The organism is Falsihalocynthiibacter sp. CO-5D18, from assembly GCF_041205445.1.
Lineage (GTDB): Bacteria > Pseudomonadota > Alphaproteobacteria > Rhodobacterales > Rhodobacteraceae > Falsihalocynthiibacter > Falsihalocynthiibacter arcticus.
This window is the reverse complement of record NZ_JBGFCF010000015.1, coordinates 31,837-54,310: the sequence shown is the minus strand read 5'-3', so window position 1 is coordinate 54,310 and position 22,474 is coordinate 31,837. Positions and strand designations below refer to the sequence as shown.

Sequence of the window (22,474 nt, the reverse complement as noted above, 5' to 3'; positions counted from 1 at the left end):
AAGTGGGGGGTGGTTTGCAGATTTGTGGCACCCTCACATTCAAAGTAGTAACCCTATCAATTGAAACAGACCACGAATCCCTTTTGAGGCATCGCGGCGAACGGGATGAAACTCGAGTGAACCAGATCGCGCTTATCAATCCGAATTCCAATGCGGAAACAACCGAAAAGATGGTCGCGATTGCTCGCAAGGTTGATCTCGATCTAGTAATAGACGGCTTTACCGCGCAACGTGCACCGAAGCTGATTATCGACAAGGCGTCGTTGGATGCCAGTGCTGCCGAGGTGGTGGAAATTGCAAGTGCAATGCACGGATACTCTTGCGTTATTGTGGCGGCCTTCGGCGATCCAGGCGCGGATATTTTGCGAAGAAATTTGCCGATGCCGGTCATTGGTATTGGAGCGGCTGCGGCGCGCAGAGCGATGCGGGAGGGCATGCCATTTGCCGTTGCGACCACAACACCCGCGCTTGTGCCGAGTATCGATACCTTAATGCGCGCCAATGGGGGTGCAGCCCCATATATTGGATCGTTCGTTCCGGAAGGCGACGCGGTTTCCCTTATGGCGCAGGCCGAGGCGTTGGATCGCGCGTTGTTGCACCAAATTGAACGTGCCGTTCATGCAGGTGCGAGGCAGGTTATTATTGGCGGCGGACCCTTGGGCGAAGCGGCTGAAAGGCTGTGCGGTCAGGCCACGGTGCCCCTGATCCATCCAATCAAGGAAGCGGTCAAAGAATGTATTGCCCTCATGGCGACCAAAAATGGAGAATGAAATGAGTGATGACTGGACTGCAAAGCTTGTGGCTGCGCATCGGGCGAACAGTCGGTTTGTGCCAGAGGGCGCGGGGCCTCAAAACTTTGACGACGCGTACCGGATTCAATCAGGTGTGTGCCGCGAAATGGGTGCAGTTGGCGGCTTCAAAACGGCCCGTAAGCTAGGGGAGGAGCCCATCATGGCGCCTATTTTTGCGGCGAGTGTGGTGCCAAGTGGCGCGCAGCTGAACGTGGCCGATATGATGGGTATTGAGTTGGAAGTGGGATTACGGATCCTGTCGGATTTGCCTGATGATTTCGCAATGGTTCCTGAGGGCGACTTGGCGGCGTACCTACAGCCCGTTGCGGTGATCGAATTGGTCGACACGCGCTTTGACGGGCCATTGTCCCAAAATCCTTTGGTCAAACTTGCCGATAATCAGATTAATTTTGGTCTTGTCGTCGGGGGAGAAGTTCAGGCGTGGGACGGTCGCGATATTGGCGTTGTTGAAGCGCAATTGCGGGCTGGGGACGATCAGGTTTTATCTGGGACGACCACGGTTCCCGGTGGGTCCGCCTTGGAGACTTTTGCAGCGCTTGCAAGGCGGATTGGCAATCATTGTGGCGGGCTGCGCAAAGGTCAAATCGTCATTACTGGGTCCCTCCATCCGCTGGTTTATTATCCAAAAGGGTGCGAGGTGGAGGGCGAGATTGCAGGTATTGGCACGGTAAAGGTTACGTTGGCGTAGCAGCCAATGCGGGCCATCTAAACGGGGCGACGCAGGTTGAAGCAAGGTCCGTCAAAAGCGCTTCTGACCCGTGTTGCCCAATAAGCTGCATTCCAATCGGAAGCCCCTCTGATGCAGCGGGAAATGCGACAGCAGGAAGTCCTGCCGCGTTGACCCATCCTGTGAAAACCGCATGACCGCGCGGTCCAACAGTGTGCCCGTCAATCTCGGTTGGAAAAGGCTCGGAGGCTGGCCACGGATTGGCTGCGGCAGTGGGCGTGAGGACTATGTCGTAGGCCGCGAACAACGCCGCTAACTCATTTCGCAACGCGAAGACGATCTCCATAATTTGATATAGGTCTGTTGCTGTTTTGGATGCTCCAGCTTGTGCCATCTCCAAGTATTTGGGGTTCGCACTGGCGCGCACCTCCGGTGCCTGAGTGAAATAATTTGCAAGGCCAATCGCGCCGATCTGGCTCCAGACGGCATTCAGCGCCCTTAGATCAATGGGCAGTTGCGCCCGCGTTACGGGATGGCCCAAGGCTGCGAGCCTCTCGCATGTATCATTGAAAGCCTCGCGGATCGTCGGATCGCAAGGGGACTCTCCCAAAGCCTCGACGGCCAGAATACGCATACTTTTCAAAGGCGTAGGCGGGCAGGGGGTGTCGGCGAGGACCATGTCCAGCAAAGCAAGGTCCCGCGCGCTTCGGGCAATAGGCCCAACCACCTCAAAATCAAGAAGAACCTGCGCAAGCCCGCCGCGGCGACCGACATGCCCGATTCCGGGTTTCAGCCCCAAAAGGCCGGTGTAGCCCGCAGGTCTGCGGATTGAGCCGCCTCCATCCGTTCCGATTCCAGCCGCTGCCATACCCGCAGCGACGGCCGCAACGACGCCGCCGGAGGATCCACCCGGTGTTAGCGCAGGATCAAAAGGGTTGCGCGTCACGCCGAAAGTCAGATTGTCAGTGTACCCTTCAACCGCAAACTCAGGCGTGTTGCCTTTGCCCAAAAATATTGCACCTGCCGCGCGCAATTTAGCGATAGGCGCTTCATCGTGAGTACAGGCAAGTTTGGACAAATAGGCATTTCCCCAAGATGCGGGCATGCCCGCTGTCACAAGGTTGTCTTTGATAATAAGCGGCACGCCATCCAAAAGACCAAGCGGCGTGCCATTTTGCCACCGTTGTGTGGACGCGGCTGCTTGGATCAGCGCGTCTGGATTTATCGCGGTGTAGGCATTTAGCGTCTGGTTGAGGGCCGCGATGCGCTCTTGCAGACAGGCCACCGCCTGTGTTGGCGTGATACTGCCGTCGGCATAGCCCGCGAGCAGATCGGTTATATCCAGTTTCCAGATACTCATCCCATGATGCTTTCGGGCAACCACATCACGATACTCGGCCACAAAATCAGCGCTGTCGCAAACAAAATCATAATCGCCGCATAAGGGATGGCACCGATAACCACGTCCAAGAACGGACCGTTGTCATCGCGCACGCCCTGCACAACATAGAGGTTCATTCCAACCGGTGGGGTGATCATGCCAAGTTCGCTCATCAAAACGACAAAGATGCCAAACCAGATTGGGTCGATACCCGCCGCAACGATGATCGGAACGGCAATCGGGATTGTCAGCACCTGCATCGACAAAACATCCATAAACATGCCCAAAATCAGATAGAATAACATGAGCGCAAAGAGCAGCGCTATTGAGGTTAAGCCAAGCCCCTCGACCCAATCACTCATGGCGCCAGTGATCCCACCGAGGGCCAGCGTGACGTTCAGCGTAAAGGCTGCCGCGATTATCAAAAGGATCATGCCCGTTGTTTTAGCGGTTTGGCGAAAGCAGATATCCAGAAACGCAAAGTTAAGCTTGCCTTCACGCCAAACAAAAAGAAGTGCCACGATCACGGCAAGAGCAGCACTTTCCGTGGGGGTCGCAATCCCCAGATAAATCGAGCCCATCACAATCGAGAAGACCACCGCGGGGGGGACTAAATGTCGTAGGGCACTGATCCGTTCGCTGCGGGAAACCTCAGGAGGGGCGGCAACATCGTCGGGGCGCCAATAGTGTTGAAGGGCAATCAAAACCATGAAGGACAGTGTCAGCAAAATGCCAGGCACAATGCCCGCAATGAATAACTGCCCCACAGAAACATTCGCCAGCGATCCATACACCAAAAGGTTCACGGAGGGCGGGATGAGAATGCCCAAAGTGCCGCCCGCCGCGAGGGAGCCAAGCGAGCGTGAGGGGGTGTAGCCACGTTCGGTCAACGAGGGGAGGGCCACAGTGCCGACGGTCGCCGCCGTTGCCACAGAAGATCCGGATGTAGCGGCAAACAGGGCGCAACAGCCAATGTTGGTGTGTAGTAATCCCCCCGGAAGACGCCCGAGCCAAAGGGCCAATGCGCCATACATCCGATCCGCAATACCGGACCTCAGGAGCAACTCGCCGAGCAAGATAAACAGCGGGATCGCCGTCAGAACATTTTCGTTTTGAACTCCCCACAGGACGGGCCCCATACTTTGTAGCAAAACCGGCCCATAGAGGATCATGCCACCGACAACCCCCATAGCCACCATGACCACGGCAACCGGAAAACCGATTAACAACAAGCCCATCATGACCGAGAAGCCAATTGCGATATCAAGAATTGTCATGTTATTTTCCTGCCCGTTGTTTGAGCCCTTGCAGCTCTTCGGCGAGTTCATCCGCCGCGCCTTTTGGGTTGAATTCGGCGGTTAAGGTCGTGTGGCGGCCCGTGAAAAACAGCCATGTGGCGCGGAGGGATAAAACAATGGCGCAGATCGAGAACACAGCGAGCGCCCCGTACCATGCGGATTGCGGCCAGATCAAAGGTGTCGCCCAAGGGGTCGGGGCGGTTGAGCCGTAATCAATCGTATCAATGATCACAAACCACCCAACATAGAGAAAAAAGCACCCCAAAAGCGCCATGGCAACGGCCGCAAGCCAGTCGATTAAGGACTGAATGAAAACCGGGAATTTCTGGTGTAGGATGTCGATGCGGATATGGGCGCGTTCTGCGAGTGTGACCACAAAAGCCAGCGAAGATCCAAAGGCGAGAATATAGCCCCCCAGCTCGTCCGCGCCTTGTAGGGACGTGTTGAAAAGCTTGCGCATCACGGTTTCCAGAGAGACGAAGGCCGCGAGAAAAAGAAGCGACCAGCCGAAGAGGCGGCTGATCCAAGTGGCGATATAATCCATTGATATCCCTTATTAATGAGGTCTGAGGGCGGCTTGCACCGCCCCTAGATAAAATTTAAAAGTCGATATCAACGCCGACAGTTTCCATCCAATCGCTTGAGCAAGCGTCATTTGTGGCATCGCAAATTTCTTTCCAAGCAGGGAAAGACACATCCGTTACCGCAGTGGAAATGAGCGCTTTGTCTGTCTCGGTCACTTCGACCAGTTTCAGGTCATAAAGCGTGCCTGTCTCGCAGGGTTGTTGCCCCACGTTGCATTTAACCGCATCCGCGAACAGTTCTTCGGAATAGGCCCAAATCTCGTCGCTCAGAGTGTCAAAAGCGGCCTGCATCTTGCCTTGATCTTCGGCGGACAGCGCGTTCCATTTGTCGAGGTTCATGCCGTAACCATTCATGGCGAGCTGGAAAGCGATTGGCAGCATATAGGACGTAACTTCTGGCCAGCCAGCGGAGTTCGCGGAGGAGGGCCCCGTGATCGCGCAATCAACTACGCCACGAGCCAAGGACTGTTGCACATCCCCAAAGGACAGCGGAACCGGTGTGCCACCCACAAGGGAAACAAAATTTGCAAGGTTCTGGTCATAGACCCGCACTTTGAGGCCCTTCATATCCGCCAGAGAGGAAATTTCTGGCTTACAGAACAGCACTTGAGGTCCGAAGGGCCAAACGCCCAGAAGTTTTGTGTTGAATTTTTCCTGAAGGCGCGCGTCGACCACGGGCAGGTATGCAGCGGCCGTTTTCTTGCCCGTTTCATAGTCGGGGTTTAGCCCAACAAGGTCGAGGCCCAGAATGGTTGGCTCGTCCCGCGACACCTGACTTAGGCGCAAGGAAATGATGTCGAACAAGCCGCTTTTTAGCACGCGAAGTTGCTCGGTATCTTTAATCCCAGTGACATCGGCAGGCTGAAAATCTGCATCAATATCGAGTCCGGTACGGGCCGCGAAATCTGCAAAGAATGGACCTTCAACGTTTTTTTGAATGAGGCCTGTTCCGGCGGGCTGGCCCATGACGCGCATCGTTTCGGAGGCGGCGGGTAGAGCCATCGCGCAGAGCGCCAAGCTGGTAACAAGGGTTTTCATCTTCATGTCGGTCTCACTTTCATTTAGGTTGGGGTTTAAATTTCTGAAAAACGCTGGAACACTGAGCCCCATCCGGTGACGCGCGCAGGGTCAAGCCCGACTTCGCGCATGCAATGGGCCGCTGTGACCGACACGGAGTCGAATACAGCTACGCCCGTTTCTGCTTCGATTTCAGCGGCTTGAGGGGCACCTCTAAAGTTCGTGCAGACAATTGAGACGGCAGCAGGTTTGGCCTTGGCAACCGACCGTATCAGGGCGGCAACATGGTCCGCCGAATAGGTGCCAAACGCGTGGTTGATTTTTTCGTGCAGACGTTCATCCGCGGTGACCGCAATGCCTTGGCCTGCGTAATTTTCGATAATGAGGTCTTGAATTTCGCTTATATACGGCGTCACAAGACCAAGGGTTTCAATCCCGAGGCCTCGATAGAGCCGGTCATAAGCAAGGGCTGTGGACGTCGCCTTGATACCCGTTTCGGTCTCAATTGACGCGCACAGCGCTCGGTCCGTGTCTAGCCCCAGCCAACTGGCCGAAGTGCCATTCCAAGCGATAAGATCAACCTGTGCCTCCGCGAGGCGATTGGCGGCCTCCAAAATGGGTGCGTTCGTAAATTGGGTTTTCGACGCATCCGACATTGAAATTTCAACCACGCGGAAGCGCCCAAAATGTGCGGAGGCTTCGTCGCCAAACGGGGCAAACATCGCGGAGGTATAAGGTTCCAGAACAGTATTCGAAGAGGGGGTCAGCATTCCGATGCGCTTGCCGGTCTGCCTTGGGTAAGATTTCACAACAACACCTCCGGCGATTTGCGAGGCAGATAGGTGCCACTGGCGTTTTCTGTGATGGTGTTGTTTTGGCAAACTGTTTTGCCGCGCAGGATTGTGCGAACGGGCCAGCCCGTGACGGTAAACCCTTCCCATGGCGTATAGTCAGACCCGTGATGCAGATCGGTTTGGGAAATTTTTTTGGTGAGGGTTGGGTCCCACAAAACGATGTCTGCATCCGCCCCTACGGCGATGGCGCCCTTGCGGGGGGCCAAGCCATACAAACGCGCGTGATTGGTGGCGGTCAGCTCGGCGAAGCGGCTAAGAGAGATGCGTCCCTTCATCACGCCCTCTGAAAACAGGATGGGCAGGCGCGTTTCAATTCCTGGAATTCCGTTCGGGATATTTCGAAAGGAGGCGCGTGCACCAGCCGCGTCTTTTCCTGCGGGGTCGGCAAACCTGAAAGGACAATGATCTGATGAGAACAGGTTGAAATCGCCCCGCTCAATCCCCGCCCAGATCGCATTTTGTTCGTCGGTGTCGCGAGGGGGCGGCGAGCACACGTATTTGGCTCCTTCAAAACCGGCGCGGTCAAGATCATCGGCGGTAAGCGTGATATATTGAGGGCAAGTTTCCGCGAAAACCTTTACGCCGCGCTGCCTTGCGCGCATGATTTCGTCGAGTGCCGCGCCATTTGATACATGCACGATGGTCACGGGCACACCAGCTATTTCCGCCAACGAAATGGCGCGATGCGTGGCTTCCCGCTCGACGGGAACTGGACGGGTGCGGGCATGATAAAGGGGAGCTGTCTCGCCGTGTGCTTCGGCCTTGTCGCGCAGAAACTCTATGGCGGCTTCGTTTTCTGCATGCACCATGACCATGGCATTATGCCGTTTGGCGGCATCCATCACTTCCAGTATTTGGCTGTCAGAAAGAGCTAAGCCCTCGTAGGTCATGAAGATTTTGAAACTGGTATATCCCGCTTCAATTAAGGCGGGTAGATCCTGTCCAATTGTTTGCGGATCGGTATTCTTGATAATTAGATGGAAAGATACGTCCACAAAACACTGCCCATCAGCCTTTGCGTGATAATCCGCAACGGCATCGCGCAATGTGTATCCGTCTTCTTGCAAACAAAACGGCATAACAGTGGTGTTCCCGCCACAAGCCGCGGAACGGGTCGCGGAGGCAAAATCATCCGCCATCTCAATCCCGGGGCCAGAAGGCTGGGCGATATGGACGTGGCTGTCGATCCCACCCGGAAGCGCGATCAACCCAGTGGCGTCAATCACTTCAGGTGCGGGCCCGAGATCCAGCCCAAGCGTGGCGATACAGCCGTCCTTGATACCAATATCACAAAGGATTTCCCCACTGCCTGTGACGACGCGGGCGTTTTTGATGATCGTGTCATGGTACATCACACGTTCTCCTTGCCAATGGCTGCGGCGAGGGGCGGTGTTAGTCCGACCGAGGATTTCGCAACGGGCTTGGAGGCGCGGTTTGCAAAGGCCCCTTTGTCGGTGATCTGTGCAAGGGCCACGGCCTGCGCCGCAGCGGCAGCAATCGGATCAATAACGATTGCCGGAACCTCAAGAGCGATATCAGGGGCTAGCCCTGCCAGAGGCGCCCCCCCCATGATAATGACGTCTGCGCTATCTTCTTGCACGGCCTTCGTTGCCAATTGGATCATTTCTTTACGAAGTTCGTGGCGAACAGCCGAGACATCAACTGAATGGGCTTCTGGTGTTAGAACCCCACAAAACCGGGCGCTCAACCCCGTTGCATTGACACAATCGGTGTACCAGCGGTGCATCACGCTGGAAAAAGTGACTACGGCAAAGGTTTTGGCCAACAGCGCGGCCGACATCACGGCGGCTTCGGCCATGCCAACAATCGGTATATCAAAGAGTTCACGTGCCGCAGCGACCCCAGGATCCCCAAATGCCGCGACGATGACCGCGTCAAAATCCGCACCGTGCTCGGCGATCATGTCTAGCACAATGCCTCCTGCAATCTGTGCTTCGGCTCGGCTCGCAATGTATGGAAAACCGCGCTCGGCTGTGATCGCTACAATCTCAACATTCGCTCCAACAGTGCGCTGAGCGATGTTTGCCATCGTATCGGTCATGGACTGTGTCATGTTGGGATTGATTAGAAGGAGTCTCATAGTGCGGCCTTTTTCATGTTATACCACTCAAATTGAAGGCGGTTCTTCAAATGGCATTCCATTTTAATATGTTGAGCTGGGAGAGGAGTGCACAGTAAATGCAAACAAAAAGACCGATTTTTTATAGATTGATTGAAATTTGGGCACGTTTTTTGCCGCAATATCGAGTCTTAGGCGCGCAATGAAAAATATGGCATTCCATTTTGAGGCACTTTGTTTCACGGGGCCGCAGGGGATTCGCGCTTTTCACGATTTTGGCGTTCAGGCATCGCTTGAGTTGCGTTTGGGCGCGCCAGTAGCGCCTGCCGAACTTTAGGTCAGTCGCGTTTTTTAGTTTCCGTTGGGAACGTGACGGGTGGCGGACTGGCGTGTCCGCGATCAAAAGCCCCTCCGAGTTGCCACGAAGGAAGTTGGGGGGAGGTCGAAAATCGAAGGGAAAACTTTCAGAGCGCGTTTTGGTCTATCAATCGATTTCAGCCTGTTTCAGAACCTCGGCAACTGTGCGGCCCGTGTTTTGAAGGTGAGCGCACCAAGTTCGACGCGCACCGTCGCCGTCACGAGACCGCAAGTAAGCCATCAGTTGCTCGTGTTCCTCGACGGATTCGTCCCACCGTACAGGATCAATAATCGCCATAAAACGGCCCCGACGCGCCCGCGCCATCAGTTTGGTATGCGCGTCGCTTAAGATCGGATTGCCACACATCCGAAGAATTGCGTCATGGATCTCTGAATTGGCGTCAAAATAATTCTCGGCATTACCGATCCGTTTAAATAACAGCATTTGCGCGTGCAGATCCTCCAGGATATCAAGGTTTTCGTTTGAAATCGTCGCCGTAAGCCTCTCTGCAGCTAGGCTTTCTAACGACGCGATCACATCGAATAAATCAAGGGCCTGTTGCGATGTATATTCCGTTACCTGCGCCCCTTTATTGCGAGAAATATCGATCAACCTATCGGCGTGAAGTAACTTAAGGGCTTCGCGGATTGGCGTGCGGGAAACTGCTAGCTCGATCGCGAGCTTGCGTTCAACAATACGTTCGCCTGATGTTAGCTGCCCCTTTATTATGCGGTCACGCAATATTTCTGCGACCCATTCCGCCACTGCAGTTAGGTCTTTTCCGGGGGGGGCAAAAGTTGCGGTGTCCACCATTCGATCCATCCTGTTTCCAGAGTGACAATATGGGATGCTATCTCATTATGCTATGGAAAAAGGTGAAGCGGCAGAGTCAGATGGAACTGTCTTGAGTGGGCATTGACACATTAACTCGACGAGCGGGATTGCTACGGATAGTTGTGGTCGAATGAGCAAGATATCCTACGCACGCCACCGATTCCCACCGACAATAATCCAACGGTCTGTCTGGCTGTATTTCCGATTTCCGCTAAGCTTTCGAGACATTGAGGAAATGCTGGCCGAACGCGGGATTGATGTCAGTTATGAGACGATCCGTCGATGGGTTTTGAAATTCGGCCCGGCTATTGCTGCGAACGTCAGATCCCGCAGAGTTCAACCTTCAGGAACTTGGCATTTTGATGAGGTCTTTGTTCGCATTGGCGGTAAACGGATCTATTTGTGGCGAGCCGTAGACGATGAGGGCGAAGTTCTTGAAGTCCTGGCCCAACCTCGCCGAAACAAGCGCGCAGCCCATAAACTTATGCGGAAACTCCTAAAGAAGCAGGGATATATTCCGGATAAGATTGTTACCGACAAGTTGGGTTCATATTCTGCGGCACTTCGGGAGCTTGGCCTGGAGCATCTTCATGTTACAGGTGGTCGACTGAACAATCGGGCAGAAGTTTCACATCAACCGACGCGCCGACGGGAACGGCGAATGGGCAGGTTCAAATCGCCAGGTTCAATGCAACGGTTTCTGTCTGCCCATGATGCCATCTACAACCATTTCAATTTGCAACGTCATCTGATCTCCCGCTCAAATCTCCGTCACTTACGCGCTAAGGCGCTTGCTGAATGGTGTGAGATTGTTGCCGCCTAAATTCGGGCGGTTTCAATTTCGCTGACCTGAATGAGTTACTGTGACAAAGCCTCTTGCGGCGTAGTAGAGCGGACTGAGGTTATAAAACACTCGGTACATCCGCTTCTGCAAACAACGACCATTCATTTAGCAACCGCAGCGAATGACCGCTTCCCGCCCTTATAGGATCCTCCAGCCAAGCCACATACAGATCCAGCACCAGCACCCTGAGCTGCTTCCTGAAGGCCATCTTTGGTTTCGGCCCCGGTTTCCCCACAATGTCCTGTGGCAGGTACTCGTCCCACACCCTATCCACGAACTGGACCACTTCTGGGTGATCGGACCATCTATGCACGTCAATGGGTCGGGAATGCCAAGGGTCCTCTATTTCGTTCATCGTCGTAGGGTCCTTTGGGTAGTAGAGGTTTATGGTTGGAAGGAGGAGGAAGAGGAGTAATTACACTATTATTAGGGAACTATAACAAGGGGCTACCTACTGGGGGCCTGGTAAGGTCACCTCTTAGGGGGATTTTTCCCTCCCTCTCTCTCCTCCTATTTTATCCATTACTTATACCTATTCATTACTAGGTATCTCCCCCCCACAATTACTTCCCATCCAGGATGATTTCACCTGAGAGAATAAGCCTGAAGGGGGGGGGCTAAAGGGGCCTAATAGCCTGGGGGGCATAAACAGGGGCATTTTGGGTCCCGATAGGAACCCTGTCTGCTTAGTCAAATGATCAAAAATGAATTGGCTGGGATGGTAGGATTCGAACCATCACTACATCATTTGATGCACCCCAATTAACGCCCTGTTTTCAAAGGCTTACAAGGAGATGGCCATCGCAATTGTCTGGGCGCTCGCCGTTGAGGAGGGAGTTCTGGAGTATCCCGCCATTCACTTTATGAGGATATCACGGAACCGGTTGCGGGTTCTCGTCGGGGCGCTGCATCATCAATTTAGGAGCCGGATCGCTTGAGCATCACACTTACGCAAACTGCGACCGTGCAAAAGCCAGTCCCAGACTTTTAGCGGGATCCGGCCGATTCACGGCATGATCCGAGTCTGGCGTATCCAAATACCCTGAAATGTCCGCGAAAACACCGGGTAAAATACGATATTATATAGTGTTATCAATATGTTATGAGTGTTGGCTGTGGGCGCAGTCCTGAGCTAGCGAGTCTCGCCCGAAATTCCCTGCTAACAGGGAAATTAACAGGGAATTTCCGTAATATGAGAGATATCTGAGGTTTTTCACTCGGAATATAGACGCATTTACAGTGCTTTACAGGTGATTTCCCTAAGAATGTTAACAGGGAAATTTATTTTGTGAACAGGGAAAGAATTGAGCGTAACAGGGAGTAAAATCGTTCAATGTAGATGCCTCTATAACCTACCGGAAATCGAGCCTTCTCCAGTGAAGGCCCCGTTTTCACCCCTAAAGTCGAAATATGCTGGATGTAGCGTAAGAAACAAACGGCGCGTTGGTATCGCGTTCTGCCTCATATGCAAGCATTGAAAGCTGTTCTAGCGCAATTGTCGGTGCCAATCATTGCGATGGCCGGTGGTGCTTTGTTTTTGAGCGAAGCCCTGACGTTACGATTTGTTTTGGCTGGTGTGCTGGTAATGGGAGGCATCGCATACGGTGTGCTCGCGCCTCATAGGCCCGAAAACACTGATGGACGCTAGAGAACTGAGGTCGCCGCTTGTACTTCGGTCAGTCAATCGGGTCGCAGAGAATTCAGCATTCCAACCAAACATTGAGTGACCGCGGCCTTAGCCGCGACCAAAATTGCGCATTATTTATCGAGCAGTGTTGCTCCTGTTTCCAGTCGCGCAATTTTCCCATCTCGTAGAGAATATGCTAACAGAACCGCTTCTCTCGATCCATCCGGATAGTCATTTATAGAATGGACGACCAAGATATCGTTGTTTTCATAAATGCAACGACGTTTACCAAAATCCATGCTGTCGGAACTCATCATTCCTCGTAACATATCGGACATATCGGCCTTATTCATCTCGGTTCCAGTTTGGTGGCGGACAAAAACACAATCGTCTGACATCAGATCAATGTATCCGTTAGCGTCTCTGTCTATCGTGGCTTTCTCTATTTTCTCGTAGATTGACATAATTTCCTCCTATCAAGATGTTTTACGATTTAGGTGCAATATTGTGATTCAGACGGAACAGGTTTCCGCCGTCATATTTGGCTTTAACTGCGCTCAGGCGATCCATATTGACGCCATAAGCGCCTCCGACGCGATCTACGTCGTCCTCAGGCATGAAGTTCACATAAACACTGCCGGTTGAATATTTGGCGGTGTCGTCAAAGAGTTTACGCGCCCAACCGATACAGAGGTCATCACCCGAGGGTTCGGCCCAACGCGTATGAACATTCATAATGAAATGCGAGGACCGCTGTGGATAGGCCGTCGCATCATCTGCAATCCGCGCCATCGCACCGCCAACATGGGCGATAAAGACTTCGCAGTTTGGATCAGGGAGGGTCTCAATTGCATTCAAAAGAACCTGTACGGCATCTTCTTTGAGTTCATTGAAATCGTGGCTTTTCCAGTAGTTTCGCATGCCAGGTGTGAGCAGCGGATCAAACGCTTGTTGCCAACCAGCGAACGGCGATGGTCCGATGACATCTGCGATAGGTTTGCCCAGCGCTCGAAGTTTTTTGAGTGCGTCGCCCCCCCCATCCTCATCGCCGATATAGCAAACTGCGAACACTAAAACGGGTTTCCCGTGCCAGTCTTCGGGAAGGAAGGGCAGCGGTGGCGCCTTGCGCATCACAACCCATACAGTCAACTCGTCAGGAGCAGAATTGGCAATTCCCTCAAATTCTCGCAGCAAAGATCCGGCGTCCTCAATTGGATGCACAATCAACCCAGCCAACACTTCGGGACCGACGTCATGAAGTTGGAACTCAAACGAAGTTACAACTCCAAAGTTACCGCCGCCGCCTCTGATTGCCCAAAAGAGATCGGGGTTTTCGGATGCGCTTGCCTTCACCATCGCTCCATCGGCGGTCACAATATCCGCGGACAATAAGTTATCGATGGTCATGCCGTATTTGCGAGTAATCCAGCCAAATCCACCACCGAGCGTCAACCCGGCGATACCCGTTGTTGAATTAATTCCCATCGGAACCGCCAGCCCGTGCGACTGTGTTTCAAAATCGACATCACTTAAAGCGGCGCCCGGTTCAACGCGAGCCGTTTTTGCTTTTGGATCAACGCGAACCGACTGCATTTGGGACAGATCAAGAAGCAATGCCCCATCCGCAACGGCATGTCCGGCGATCTGATGCCCACCCGAGCGGACTGCCATCAAAAGGTTATTCTCTCGAGCAAAGTTTACCGTGTTGCGAACGTCGCTCGTACCCATCGCCCGAACGACCAGACCGGGTTTGCGATCCACCATTGCATTCCAAATTGTACGGCCTTCGTCATATCCGGCATCGCCGTCTTTAAAAATGCTGCCACGTAGTGACGCTGCAAGGGTTTCGATTGCTTCCGAATCGATCGATACACCCTTGCCGTCTAAAGTTATTAGATTTGCCATATTTGAATCCTCCATAATCGTTGAAGGTTCCCGCCTGGCATTTGCCTCAGGTAGAAAAAAATTCTCGTGGAAGTCCATAACACATTTGTGAACAGCAACGCAAAGAAATAGAGATTTGACGACGATTGTATCCGTTATGGAAATGATCTGTAGGTTATGCTTCTAGCATTGTACCTGGCACTGTCAGAAGAAAACCGGTTGAGGCGGGCAGGGTGAACGCCTAGCGTCGCAGGATGACAAAACGCGACCCATTCAAGTACTTCAAGACGAGCCCGCAGATCATCCGCCTGGCAGTGATGCTTTACGTTCGGTACCCTCTGTCACTCCGGAATGTGGAGGATTTGTTGCATGAGCGCGGGATCGAAATTAGCCATGAGACTGTGCGGTTTTGGTGGAACCGGTTCGGTCCGTTGTTCACCGCGGAGATCCGAAGAAAACGGGTTCAGCACCTTCGAGCTCATTCGAATTGGCAATGGCATTTGGACGAAGTGTTTGTAAAAATCAACGGTGAAACCCACTATCTCTGGAGGGCCGTGGATCACGAGGGCGAGGTGCTTGAAAGTTATGTCACCAAGCGCCGGGATCGCAAAGCGGCGTTGAAATTCCTCAGAAAAACAATGAAGCGCTTTGGTCCACCACATGTCATCGTGACTGATCTACTGCGTCTTGAACTTCGGCTCAACAGCGCCCTCACGCAGGTACTTCTTAATTGTGTTACGAGACAGACCCGTCCGGCGGGCAATCTCTCGAATTGGCATCTCTTCACGCAATGCCCAACGTCGTATTACACTTAAAAATCCCATGTCGATCACTCCATATCTCCCCGACCAAATCCGTCAGGGTAGTGTGTTTACATGGGTCAATTCTCAGTGAAAATTTATGGGGCTACCGGGTCAGCTCTCAGTGCAAAACAACACGGCATCATCCATGTCCTGAAACGTGGGTTGCAGTGGCGGGATGCTCCCCCCGAATACGGCCCGCATAAGACCCTGTATAATCGCTTCATCCGCTGGAGCAGGTTAGGCGTATTTAATAATATTTTAAAGCCTTATCATCTCAGGACACGCCGAAACAATTGCAGATAGACGCGACGCACCTCAAGGCGCATCGTACCGCTTGCAGCCTCCAAAAAAAGGGGCCGAACTATTGCTGGCCGATTTCCCGGCGGCCAAGCACCTCCTTGCTGATCGAGGTTACGACGCGGACTGGTTCAGGGATGGCTTACTGGACAAAGGGATAGCCCCCTGCATTCCCTTAAGGAGGAACCGAAAGCGTCTGATAGAATACAATAAGGCTTCGCATAAACAGAGGCATAAGGTCGAAAACATGTTCGATAAACTCAAAGACTGGAGGCGTATATCAACTCGATATGACCGCTGTGCACACACTTTTTTCTCCTCAATATGCATCGCAGAAATCGTGATATTTTGGATTTAACGAGTCCTGACCCTAGGCAAAGTTTGTGTTTCCAAACAAATTGGACCCCGCCGAGTGTCGGCGGGGTCCAAAGATTAAGAAATTGACTTAGTTAGAAGCTTCAAGGATAGCGTTCACAAGGCCGTCACCATTGGTTTCGATAAAGGCTTCCCAAACTGGTTTAATAGCCTCTTGAAATGCGTTTCCATCAACGTCGCGGTTGATTGTCATTCCATCGGCTTCCAGTGCGGCAAGCATTTCGTCTTCTTTCGCGATGCTCAACTCGCGCTGCATCGCAACGGCTTCTGCTGCCACCTCAAGAATAACCGTCTGTTCATCTGCTGACAAACCTTCAAAAGCATTATTATTCATCGCAAGTGCCAACGGTGAATAGGCGTGCTGGGTCAGGCTGAGGAATTTCTGCACTTCATAGAACTTAAACGAAAGAGTCACACCAATCGGGTGATCCTGCGCGTCGACAACACCAGTTTCCAAGGCGGTGTATAGTTCGGCTACTGGAATTTGCTGAGGGTTTGCATCAAGGGCCGAGAACATGTCGTTGAGCGCGATAGAGTTGTTAACCCTCATTTGGAGGCCCGCAACATCAGCTGGTACTTTTATTGGGCCGCGATTGTTGGTCATGTTGCGATAGCCGTTTTCTGGAAAACCTAGACCTTTAAGACCAAATTCACCCATTTGATCCAGTACGCCTTGACCGACCGGTCCGTCTAGAACCTGATAGGCCGCTTCGCGGGTTGGAAACATGAAAGGCAAAGTGAAAGCTGCGGACTCAGGCATTAAACCGGAGTAGTTGTTCAACCCAACCATTGCCAAATCGATAATGCCGGAACGAATTCCGTCAATCATCTGTGCATCGTTGCCCAATTGACCGGATGGGAAAATGTTGACCATGACGTTGCCGTCCGTGCGTGCTTCGACTTGCTCTTTGAAGAACAGAGACATTGTTTGCTGGAGGTCGGATTCCGGTGCTGCGTGCGCCAACTTTAGCGTTGTTTCAGCTGTAGCGAATGTAGCGCCAAAAATCATTGTGCCAGCAAGCACCATTGGTTTCATAAAAGATTTCACTTGTTTTCTCCTCCGAGGACAATTTAGCCGGTGATGAATTTCATCGGCACGATTATGATGTCCGGGAAAGCTATGAACAGCCCCAAGAGCACCAAATATGCAGCTATGAAAGGGAGCACCCCTTTGACAGCCTTGGACATTGGCACGCGGCCAACACCACAAACAACATTCAGAACATTGCCGACTGGTGGCGTGATCAATCCAATGGAACAATTGATCACGAACATCAGCCCGAAATAGACTGGATCGATCCCCGCCAATTTAATGACAGGCATCAGCAGCGGCACAAGGATAAGCACGGTAGGCGCCAGATCCATGACCATGCCGACGGCCAAAACCAGCAACATAATCAACAGCATCAGAGTGCGCGGATTATCGATAAATGGCCCAAGCAGTACTGCCAGCTGTTGCGGCAACTGCGCCACAGTAATGAGCCATGCCGCAACCATAGCGCAGCCGACAAGAAACATGACCATTGCAGTTGCGCGTCCAGAATTTTTCAGTACCAAATAAAACTTGCTCCAAGTCATCTCTCGATAAACAAACGTGGAGATAACGAGCGCATAAACCGCAGCGACAACCGCAGCCTCTGTGGGGGTGAAGACTCCAAACCGAATACCGCCGATGATGATAACAGGCATCAGGAGTGCCCAAATGCCTTCACGCAACGAGGCCATTTTTTCGGCCAACGGGGCCTTGGGTGCAACAGGCAGATCCTCGTTGCGTACAAGAATAGACCAGACCAGAATAAGCGTTAGCCCCATCAGTAGCCCAGGGACAATCCCACCCAAGAACAAATCCTTAATCGAAATTCCGCCCGCAACACCGACCAAGATCAGTGGCAGTGAGGGTGGAATAACTGGGGCAATGATACCACCAGACGCCAGCAAGCCCATAGAGCGTCCTTCTGGATATCCGGCTTGTTTCATCATCGGATACAGAATGCTAACCAAAGCGGCGGCATCGGCGACAGCCGATCCAGAGAGACCGGCCAACAAGACCGAAGTGAAAATCGCAACGTACCCCAAGCCACCCTTACGGTGCCCAACAAACATCGTCGCCATCCGCACAATACGCGTCGAGAGGCCACCAACGGACATAACCTCGCCCGCCACAAGGAAGAATGGAATCGCTAGCAGCGGAAAACTATCTACACCGTTGATCAGCGACTGTGCAAGAATATCAACGCTGAACGTATCCATGTAAAACATGAGCGCGATGGACGACAACAACAGTGCGAACGCGACGGGCAATCGAAGCATGATCGAGAACAGCAGAACACTGAGGAAAATTGCCAGAGTCATAGTGTGGGTCCATCTTTAGTGGCGAACGCATCGGGATAGAAAATTCGCACGGCTGCTACGAAGGCCATCAAGCCACCAGAAATAACGCCGGCTGCATAGAAGAGCCCTGAAGGCAGCCCAGTAAGTTGTGAAATATTGTTCCAATTGGCCATCATTTGGCGGAACGACCCCCAAAACAGCATACCAACGGCGAACAAGATAATTACCCAACCGAGGCGTCGCAGAAAGGGGACGGCACGAGGAAAAAGAACATCTGATATTTCAGTCACTGCGAGATGTTCATCACGTCGCAATACGACCACCGCGCCAAGCATGACTACCCATACAAAGCACATTCTTGATAACTCGACTGAAGGCCGCAAACTTGACGAAAAGCCGTAGCGCAATACCACATTTGTGAAAACAAAAGCGATCATGACAATCATAAGAACCGCTATTACGGCTTCAATGGAGTTCCATAACCTTTCGGCAAGTTTACTCATGCGCTCCTCCCAAAGCAAATTTCAACAGGCTAAATCAGGCGCCAGAGTCGAATAATCGAATACTATAGTTGGGATTGCAAATGTCCCAAGATATGTTATCGATAACACATATTGAATGTTATCGATAACACTTGCAACAACTTTCTGTCAATAACCATAGTTTTCATTTTAACTAAGGGGAGGGCGCACTGGGAACCTGATCGCCTCAATCCGATCAGGTGGAGTCACCTTCGGGCACGTTGGTAAAGTGAAAAGTATGTGTCTTTACCTGTCTCCGAGGCAAGGTTTGAAAGGAAAAGCTAGGCGGGGATGCAACAATCGGCGTTTTTACTTGGCTATCCATGCGGCACGCGGTGGGTTCAATGTCACCACGAGACCAAGCGCCCCACGCGGTACGGGTTTAGCCATTGTCGAAGCTGGGCGGCCTGCCAAATGTCAACAAACCTGTAACGGGCGCGTAGCGTATGATTCTGTCATTGTGATGGTCCGAGAAAAGTAAACAGTTCAGATACTGAACCAGTTCGTCCTAGTTGCGAGAAACTTGACCGATGCGACCCAGACATTGCGGTCACACACTTGCCATGGTTTTTGTGAAATGACATTTGTGTTTTATTTCCTAGTCTGGGTAAGTGTTATCGATAACTGCTCGCATCTTCAAAACGAAAGAAGGCTATTATGATTGCAACTATGGACACCAAATTGCTCACCCATCGGGGAGCGATGGGGATGCTTACAGCGGGTGTGGAAGCCGCTGAACAGATGGGCCAGCCGCAATGTATTGTTATTGTCGATGCCAGCGGGCAGTTGATTGCGGAAATCCGGATGACGGGTGCCAAGTTTCTGAGCCGCAAGTCGGCAAAAGCTAAGGCGTTGACAGCTGCATCGACCGGTGGAGCTTCATCCAATATTCCGGAGAGCGTACGCCCAGCAATTGGGGTCGCGACAGGCGGCCACATGACTGGCTTACCAGGAGGTTTGCCGATTATTGTAAATGGCGTTGTGCTGGGAGGGATCGGTGTCGGGTCGGGCACAGGTCAGCAAGACATTGAGGTCGCAGTGGCGGCGCTGAATTCAATCGGTGCTGACATATGAAAATTGCGTTTCTCGGCACCGGATTAATGGGTGCGCCCATGGCACGCCATTTGGCCGCTGTGCACGACGTGACCGTGTGGAATCGCAGTGAGCACAAGGCGAAGGCCCTTGGGGATGTATGTAATGTCCGTGCAACTCCGCAGGAAGCTGTAAAAGGTGCGGAGTGCGTGATTTCCATGCTATTGGATGGTCCTGCAACGCGCGCAGTTTTGGATAACCTTACGATGCACGCTGCGGCGAAAGGTGGGCTAATCATAGATATGGGATCCGTTGATCCTGACACAGATCGGGCACTGGCAAGGCAAAGCGAAAGTATCGGGTTGGCCTACCTGGATGCGCCAGTGTCAGGCGGCGTGACGGGTGCCGAGGCCGCAAGTCTCGCGATCTTGGTTGGTGGCTCAAAGGCTTCATTCCTACGTGCAACCCCTGTTTTTAATTTGCTTGGTCGGGCAACGCATTTGGGGGAAGTAGGCGCAGGGCAGGTCGCGAAATTGGCCAACCAATTGATCGTCGCAACCACGATTGGCGCGGTGGCTGAGGCTATGCGATTGGCCGAGGCAGGGGGGTGTGACAAGGCTGCGTTGCGCGACGCCCTGCGTGGCGGGTTTGCCGATAGTCGTATCCTTGATCTGCACGGTGCACGCATGGTCGAGGGTAATTTTACCCCCGGTGGTCGCTCTGTCGCGCAACTTAAAGATCTCAACAACGCGATGACCTTGGCACATACAGCGGGTCTGTCTTTGCCACTTTCAGAAACGATCACAGCAGGGTTTCGCGATTTTGTTGAAGTCCATAACGGCGGCGAGAAAGACCACTCCGCCTATTATGAATGGCTGGACCTTAAGCGAAACTAATCTGTGCTTTCATCGTCTGCGTGCGATCTGACGCCAGCTTGAACCCTGCAACAGCATCATCAATGCTGACGGTGTGCGTGATCAGCGGCTTCACGTCGATCAACCCTTTTTGCATCAAACTGACACCGGTTTGGAATTCATCATGAAACCGGAACGACCCCTTGAGTGACAGCTCTTTAGCCGTGATAGCCATCATCGGTAGGGTCATGTCCCCGCCAAGCCCAAGCTGCATGATCGTGCCGTGCGGGCGCATCGCGTGAATGCCTGCCGCCAGCGCGGGGGCCGCACCCGTGCATTCATACAAGACGTCGAACGTGCCTTTGTCCGGTGTGAACTCTGCCAATCCATCGGGATTTTGCGCCATGTTGATAACTTTATCTGCTCCCGCAGCGCGCGCCATTTGTAGTGTGTAATCACTCAGATCTGTTGCCACAATCAGGTCCGCACCGGCGCGACGGGCGCATAGGATGGACAGGATGCCAATAGGGCCACAGCCGGTCACCAGCACTGACTTCCCGACCAAGTTGCCCGCCCGCCGCGTCGCGTGCAGGCAAACGGCAAGTGGTTCAGCCATTGCGGCTTCGCCCGGAGTTATGCCGTCTGCGACTGCGCATTGGCTGTCACTAACATTCAACACTTGGCGGAACGCGCCTTGGATATGCGGGAATGGCATGGCTGAGCCATAGAAACGCATGTTCAGGCATTGGTTTTGCGCGCCCTCTAGGCAAAACTTACATGTATTGCAGGGCCGCGACGGGGAAATGGCTACAAGTTGGCCAAGCTTTAGGTGTTCAACACCAATGCCTAGTTCAGTGATGTGTCCGGCGACTTCATGTCCAAGTACCATCGGCTCGCGCAGCTTGATGACGCCAAACCCACCGTGGTTATAATAGTGTAAATCGGTGCCGCAAATACCTCCAATGGCCATGGTGATCTGTACCTCGCCGCTGGCGGGTGGGGTGATGTCATGGTCTTCGATGCGCAGATCATTTGCTGCGTGAATGACAAGCGATTTCATCCTAATTTACCTTCGTCAAAAGTGGATTGCCTGCGAAATGCGCAATCAGGTTGTCACGCACCAGCTTACCCATTGCTTTGCGTGTTTCAAAGGTGCCAGACGCGTGGTGCGGTTGGACCATCACGTTGTCTAACGCAAGAAAACGTGGGTTCAAGGCCGGCTCGCCTTCAAACACGTCCAATGCAGCGGCACCGACGGTCTTGTTTTCCAGCGCAATTAACAATGCCTCTTCGTCGATGTTGGCCGCACGTGAGATGTTAATGACCATGCCATCAGGCCCAAGGGCATCCAATACTTCTTTGCCAACGATATGGCGCGTGTCAGTGGATGCAGCGAGGGTTACGAACAAGAAATCCGCATGTTTCGCGAGTGCAATCGGATCTGCGATAAACGTCCAGTCCGGCGCGTAGCCTTTGGCGCTGACATCACTATAGGCGATGTCGAGATTGAAACCCGAGAGCCGTTTAGCGACCTCGAACCCGATCCGCCCAAGGCCCAGGACTCCGGCCTTTTTGCCCCAAACGCGCGATTGCAACGGGTACAGACCCTTTGCCTCCCAAGACCCGTCACGGACCCACTGGGATGCACCGATCATGCCGCGCGACTGGGCGAGCATCATCGCTACGCCAAGGTCGGCCACGTCGCTTGTCAGCACATCGGGCGTGTTTGTTACATGGATACCGCGTGCAGTGCAGGCAGCCACATCGACCGCGTCATAGCCAACGCCGTAAACCGAAACTACTTGGAGATTGGGGCACGCATCGAGCATGGCCTGCGTGGTCCCGAGTTCACCACGCGTTGCGATGCCTTTGATGCTTGGACCTACCTTGGCAAGGAATGTAGCTTTGTCATCAGCTTCGAAATATTTGTGCATGTTGAATGCTTCATCCAGCGGTTCTTGGTCCCAGTCCGGATAGTAACCAACCTGAAGAATATCTGGTTTTGTCATTGTGCACTCCTG

20 protein-coding genes and 3 pseudogenes are annotated in these 22,474 nt (G+C 52.9%); 7 read left to right on the top strand and 16 right to left on the bottom strand.

From position 1 onward, the window contains the following. Positions 1–116: 116 nt before the first annotated feature. On the top strand, positions 117–770 hold the full coding sequence (locus tag AB9F27_RS17575; protein WP_335586464.1) for an aspartate/glutamate racemase family protein: 654 nt from the start codon (positions 117–119) through the stop codon (positions 768–770). Position 771: 1 nt separating this feature from the next. After that, a complete protein-coding gene (locus tag AB9F27_RS17570) occupies positions 772–1,500 on the top strand; it encodes a hydratase (protein ID WP_335586465.1) in 729 nt (242 codons plus the stop codon). Here the strand turns inward: AB9F27_RS17570 and AB9F27_RS17565 are convergent. From AB9F27_RS17565 to AB9F27_RS17530, 8 genes are all read right to left on the bottom strand, one after another. Next, positions 1,487–2,839, bottom strand: a complete 1,353-nt coding sequence (locus tag AB9F27_RS17565; RefSeq protein ID WP_335586466.1) for an amidase — start codon at positions 2,837–2,839, stop codon at positions 1,487–1,489. The genes AB9F27_RS17570 and AB9F27_RS17565 overlap by 14 nt on opposite strands. Further along, positions 2,836–4,137 carry a TRAP transporter large permease gene (locus AB9F27_RS17560; RefSeq protein ID WP_335586467.1) on the bottom strand — a complete coding sequence of 434 codons (1,302 nt, stop codon included), beginning with the start codon at positions 4,135–4,137 and terminating at the stop codon, positions 2,836–2,838. The genes AB9F27_RS17565 and AB9F27_RS17560 overlap by 4 nt, the downstream gene beginning before the upstream one ends. A 1-nt stretch (position 4,138) precedes the next feature. Then, a complete protein-coding gene (locus AB9F27_RS17555) occupies positions 4,139–4,702 on the bottom strand; it encodes a TRAP transporter small permease (protein ID WP_335586468.1) in 564 nt (187 codons plus the stop codon). 55 nt (positions 4,703–4,757) lie between these two features. Next, positions 4,758–5,786: a TRAP transporter substrate-binding protein gene (locus AB9F27_RS17550; RefSeq protein ID WP_335586469.1), complete on the bottom strand. Its 1,029-nt coding sequence runs from the start codon at positions 5,784–5,786 to the stop codon at positions 4,758–4,760. A 29-nt stretch (positions 5,787–5,815) separates the two neighbouring features. Continuing rightward, complete coding sequence (locus AB9F27_RS17545; RefSeq protein ID WP_335586470.1) at positions 5,816–6,568, bottom strand: Asp/Glu/hydantoin racemase; 753 nt, start codon at positions 6,566–6,568, stop codon at positions 5,816–5,818. After that, a complete protein-coding gene (hydA, locus tag AB9F27_RS17540; RefSeq protein WP_335586471.1) occupies positions 6,565–7,965 on the bottom strand; it encodes a dihydropyrimidinase in 1,401 nt (466 codons plus the stop codon). Before hydA ends, AB9F27_RS17545 begins: the two co-directional genes overlap by 4 nt. Then, positions 7,965–8,714 carry an aspartate/glutamate racemase family protein gene (locus AB9F27_RS17535; protein ID WP_335586472.1) on the bottom strand — a complete coding sequence of 250 codons (750 nt, stop codon included), beginning with the start codon at positions 8,712–8,714 and terminating at the stop codon, positions 7,965–7,967. Before AB9F27_RS17535 ends, hydA begins: the two co-directional genes overlap by 1 nt. A gap of 463 nt (positions 8,715–9,177) precedes the next feature. Beyond that, complete coding sequence (locus AB9F27_RS17530; protein WP_335586473.1) at positions 9,178–9,864, bottom strand: GntR family transcriptional regulator; 687 nt, start codon at positions 9,862–9,864, stop codon at positions 9,178–9,180. 151 nt (positions 9,865–10,015) lie between these two features. Here AB9F27_RS17530 and AB9F27_RS17525 point away from each other — a divergent pair, with 151 nt between their 5' ends. Further along, the gene (locus AB9F27_RS17525) at positions 10,016–10,708 is read left to right on the top strand and encodes an IS6 family transposase (RefSeq protein ID WP_335586474.1); all 693 of its coding nucleotides are present in this window, start codon (positions 10,016–10,018) and stop codon (positions 10,706–10,708) included. Between the two features lie 1,779 nt (positions 10,709–12,487). Here AB9F27_RS17525 and AB9F27_RS17520 read toward each other — a convergent pair. Then, a complete protein-coding gene (locus tag AB9F27_RS17520) occupies positions 12,488–12,820 on the bottom strand; it encodes a hypothetical protein (RefSeq protein WP_369757971.1) in 333 nt (110 codons plus the stop codon). Between the two features lie 22 nt (positions 12,821–12,842). After that, positions 12,843–14,261: an FAD-binding oxidoreductase gene (locus tag AB9F27_RS17515; protein ID WP_369757970.1), complete on the bottom strand. Its 1,419-nt coding sequence runs from the start codon at positions 14,259–14,261 to the stop codon at positions 12,843–12,845. 233 nt (positions 14,262–14,494) lie between these two features. On the opposite strand from AB9F27_RS17515, the pseudogene AB9F27_RS17510 reads away from it, so the two are divergent. After that, positions 14,495–14,926 (top strand): annotated as a pseudogene (locus AB9F27_RS17510) (IS6 family transposase); the annotation flags it as partial. On the opposite strand, the pseudogene AB9F27_RS17505 reads toward AB9F27_RS17510, so the two are convergent. Beyond that, positions 14,927–15,064, bottom strand: a pseudogene (locus AB9F27_RS17505) (helix-turn-helix domain-containing protein); the annotation flags it as partial. It abuts the pseudogene before it with no gap. A gap of 114 nt (positions 15,065–15,178) precedes the next feature. Between AB9F27_RS17505 and AB9F27_RS17500 the strand changes: the two are divergent. Then, positions 15,179–15,698, top strand: a pseudogene (locus tag AB9F27_RS17500) (transposase); the annotation flags it as partial. An 87-nt stretch (positions 15,699–15,785) separates the two neighbouring features. On the opposite strand, the gene AB9F27_RS17495 reads toward AB9F27_RS17500, so the two are convergent. From AB9F27_RS17495 to AB9F27_RS17485, 3 genes are read right to left on the bottom strand one after another with little or no spacing between them, the layout of a single operon-like run. Next, a complete protein-coding gene (locus AB9F27_RS17495) occupies positions 15,786–16,763 on the bottom strand; it encodes a DctP family TRAP transporter solute-binding subunit (RefSeq protein WP_369756735.1) in 978 nt (325 codons plus the stop codon). 23 nt (positions 16,764–16,786) lie between these two features. Then, positions 16,787–18,067 carry a TRAP transporter large permease subunit gene (locus AB9F27_RS17490; RefSeq protein WP_369756734.1) on the bottom strand — a complete coding sequence of 427 codons (1,281 nt, stop codon included), beginning with the start codon at positions 18,065–18,067 and terminating at the stop codon, positions 16,787–16,789. Beyond that, a complete protein-coding gene (locus AB9F27_RS17485) occupies positions 18,064–18,549 on the bottom strand; it encodes a TRAP transporter small permease (protein ID WP_369757969.1) in 486 nt (161 codons plus the stop codon). Before AB9F27_RS17485 ends, AB9F27_RS17490 begins: the two co-directional genes overlap by 4 nt. Positions 18,550–19,224: 675 nt before the next feature. Here AB9F27_RS17485 and AB9F27_RS17480 point away from each other — a divergent pair. Together AB9F27_RS17480 and AB9F27_RS17475 are read left to right on the top strand one after the other, a co-directional pair. Further along, positions 19,225–19,641, top strand: a complete 417-nt coding sequence (locus tag AB9F27_RS17480) for a heme-binding protein (protein WP_369756732.1) — start codon at positions 19,225–19,227, stop codon at positions 19,639–19,641. Beyond that, complete coding sequence (locus AB9F27_RS17475; RefSeq protein WP_369756731.1) at positions 19,638–20,495, top strand: NAD(P)-dependent oxidoreductase; 858 nt, start codon at positions 19,638–19,640, stop codon at positions 20,493–20,495. Before AB9F27_RS17480 ends, AB9F27_RS17475 begins: the two co-directional genes overlap by 4 nt. On the opposite strand, the gene AB9F27_RS17470 is transcribed toward AB9F27_RS17475, so the two are convergent. Together AB9F27_RS17470 and AB9F27_RS17465 are read right to left on the bottom strand one after the other, a co-directional pair. Further along, positions 20,482–21,513: an L-idonate 5-dehydrogenase gene (locus AB9F27_RS17470; protein WP_369756730.1), complete on the bottom strand. Its 1,032-nt coding sequence runs from the start codon at positions 21,511–21,513 to the stop codon at positions 20,482–20,484. The genes AB9F27_RS17475 and AB9F27_RS17470 overlap by 14 nt on opposite strands. Position 21,514: 1 nt before the next feature. Further along, the gene (locus tag AB9F27_RS17465; RefSeq protein WP_369756729.1) at positions 21,515–22,462 is read right to left on the bottom strand and encodes a 2-hydroxyacid dehydrogenase; all 948 of its coding nucleotides are present in this window, start codon (positions 22,460–22,462) and stop codon (positions 21,515–21,517) included. Positions 22,463–22,474 lie beyond the last annotated feature (12 nt).

Coding starts and splice junctions, on each gene's coding strand:
- AB9F27_RS17550 (WP_335586469.1), bottom strand. CDS start 5,786: ATGAAGATGAAAACCCTTGTTACCAGCTTGGCGCTCTGCGCGATGGCT.
- AB9F27_RS17535 (WP_335586472.1), bottom strand. CDS start 8,714: ATGAGACTCCTTCTAATCAATCCCAACATGACACAGTCCATGACCGAT.
- AB9F27_RS17560 (WP_335586467.1), bottom strand. CDS start 4,137: ATGACAATTCTTGATATCGCAATTGGCTTCTCGGTCATGATGGGCTTG.
- AB9F27_RS17490 (WP_369756734.1), bottom strand. CDS start 18,067: ATGACTCTGGCAATTTTCCTCAGTGTTCTGCTGTTCTCGATCATGCTT.
- AB9F27_RS17570 (WP_335586465.1), top strand. CDS start 772: ATGAGTGATGACTGGACTGCAAAGCTTGTGGCTGCGCATCGGGCGAAC.
- hydA (WP_335586471.1), bottom strand. CDS start 7,965: ATGTACCATGACACGATCATCAAAAACGCCCGCGTCGTCACAGGCAGT.
- AB9F27_RS17555 (WP_335586468.1), bottom strand. CDS start 4,702: ATGGATTATATCGCCACTTGGATCAGCCGCCTCTTCGGCTGGTCGCTT.
- AB9F27_RS17475 (WP_369756731.1), top strand. CDS start 19,638: ATGAAAATTGCGTTTCTCGGCACCGGATTAATGGGTGCGCCCATGGCA.
- AB9F27_RS17530 (WP_335586473.1), bottom strand. CDS start 9,864: ATGGTGGACACCGCAACTTTTGCCCCCCCCGGAAAAGACCTAACTGCA.
- AB9F27_RS17565 (WP_335586466.1), bottom strand. CDS start 2,839: ATGAGTATCTGGAAACTGGATATAACCGATCTGCTCGCGGGCTATGCC.
- AB9F27_RS17470 (WP_369756730.1), bottom strand. CDS start 21,513: ATGAAATCGCTTGTCATTCACGCAGCAAATGATCTGCGCATCGAAGAC.
- AB9F27_RS17515 (WP_369757970.1), bottom strand. CDS start 14,261: ATGGCAAATCTAATAACTTTAGACGGCAAGGGTGTATCGATCGATTCG.
- AB9F27_RS17525 (WP_335586474.1), top strand. CDS start 10,016: ATGAGCAAGATATCCTACGCACGCCACCGATTCCCACCGACAATAATC.
- AB9F27_RS17480 (WP_369756732.1), top strand. CDS start 19,225: ATGATTGCAACTATGGACACCAAATTGCTCACCCATCGGGGAGCGATG.
- AB9F27_RS17520 (WP_369757971.1), bottom strand. CDS start 12,820: ATGTCAATCTACGAGAAAATAGAGAAAGCCACGATAGACAGAGACGCT.
- AB9F27_RS17485 (WP_369757969.1), bottom strand. CDS start 18,549: ATGAGTAAACTTGCCGAAAGGTTATGGAACTCCATTGAAGCCGTAATA.
- AB9F27_RS17465 (WP_369756729.1), bottom strand. CDS start 22,462: ATGACAAAACCAGATATTCTTCAGGTTGGTTACTATCCGGACTGGGAC.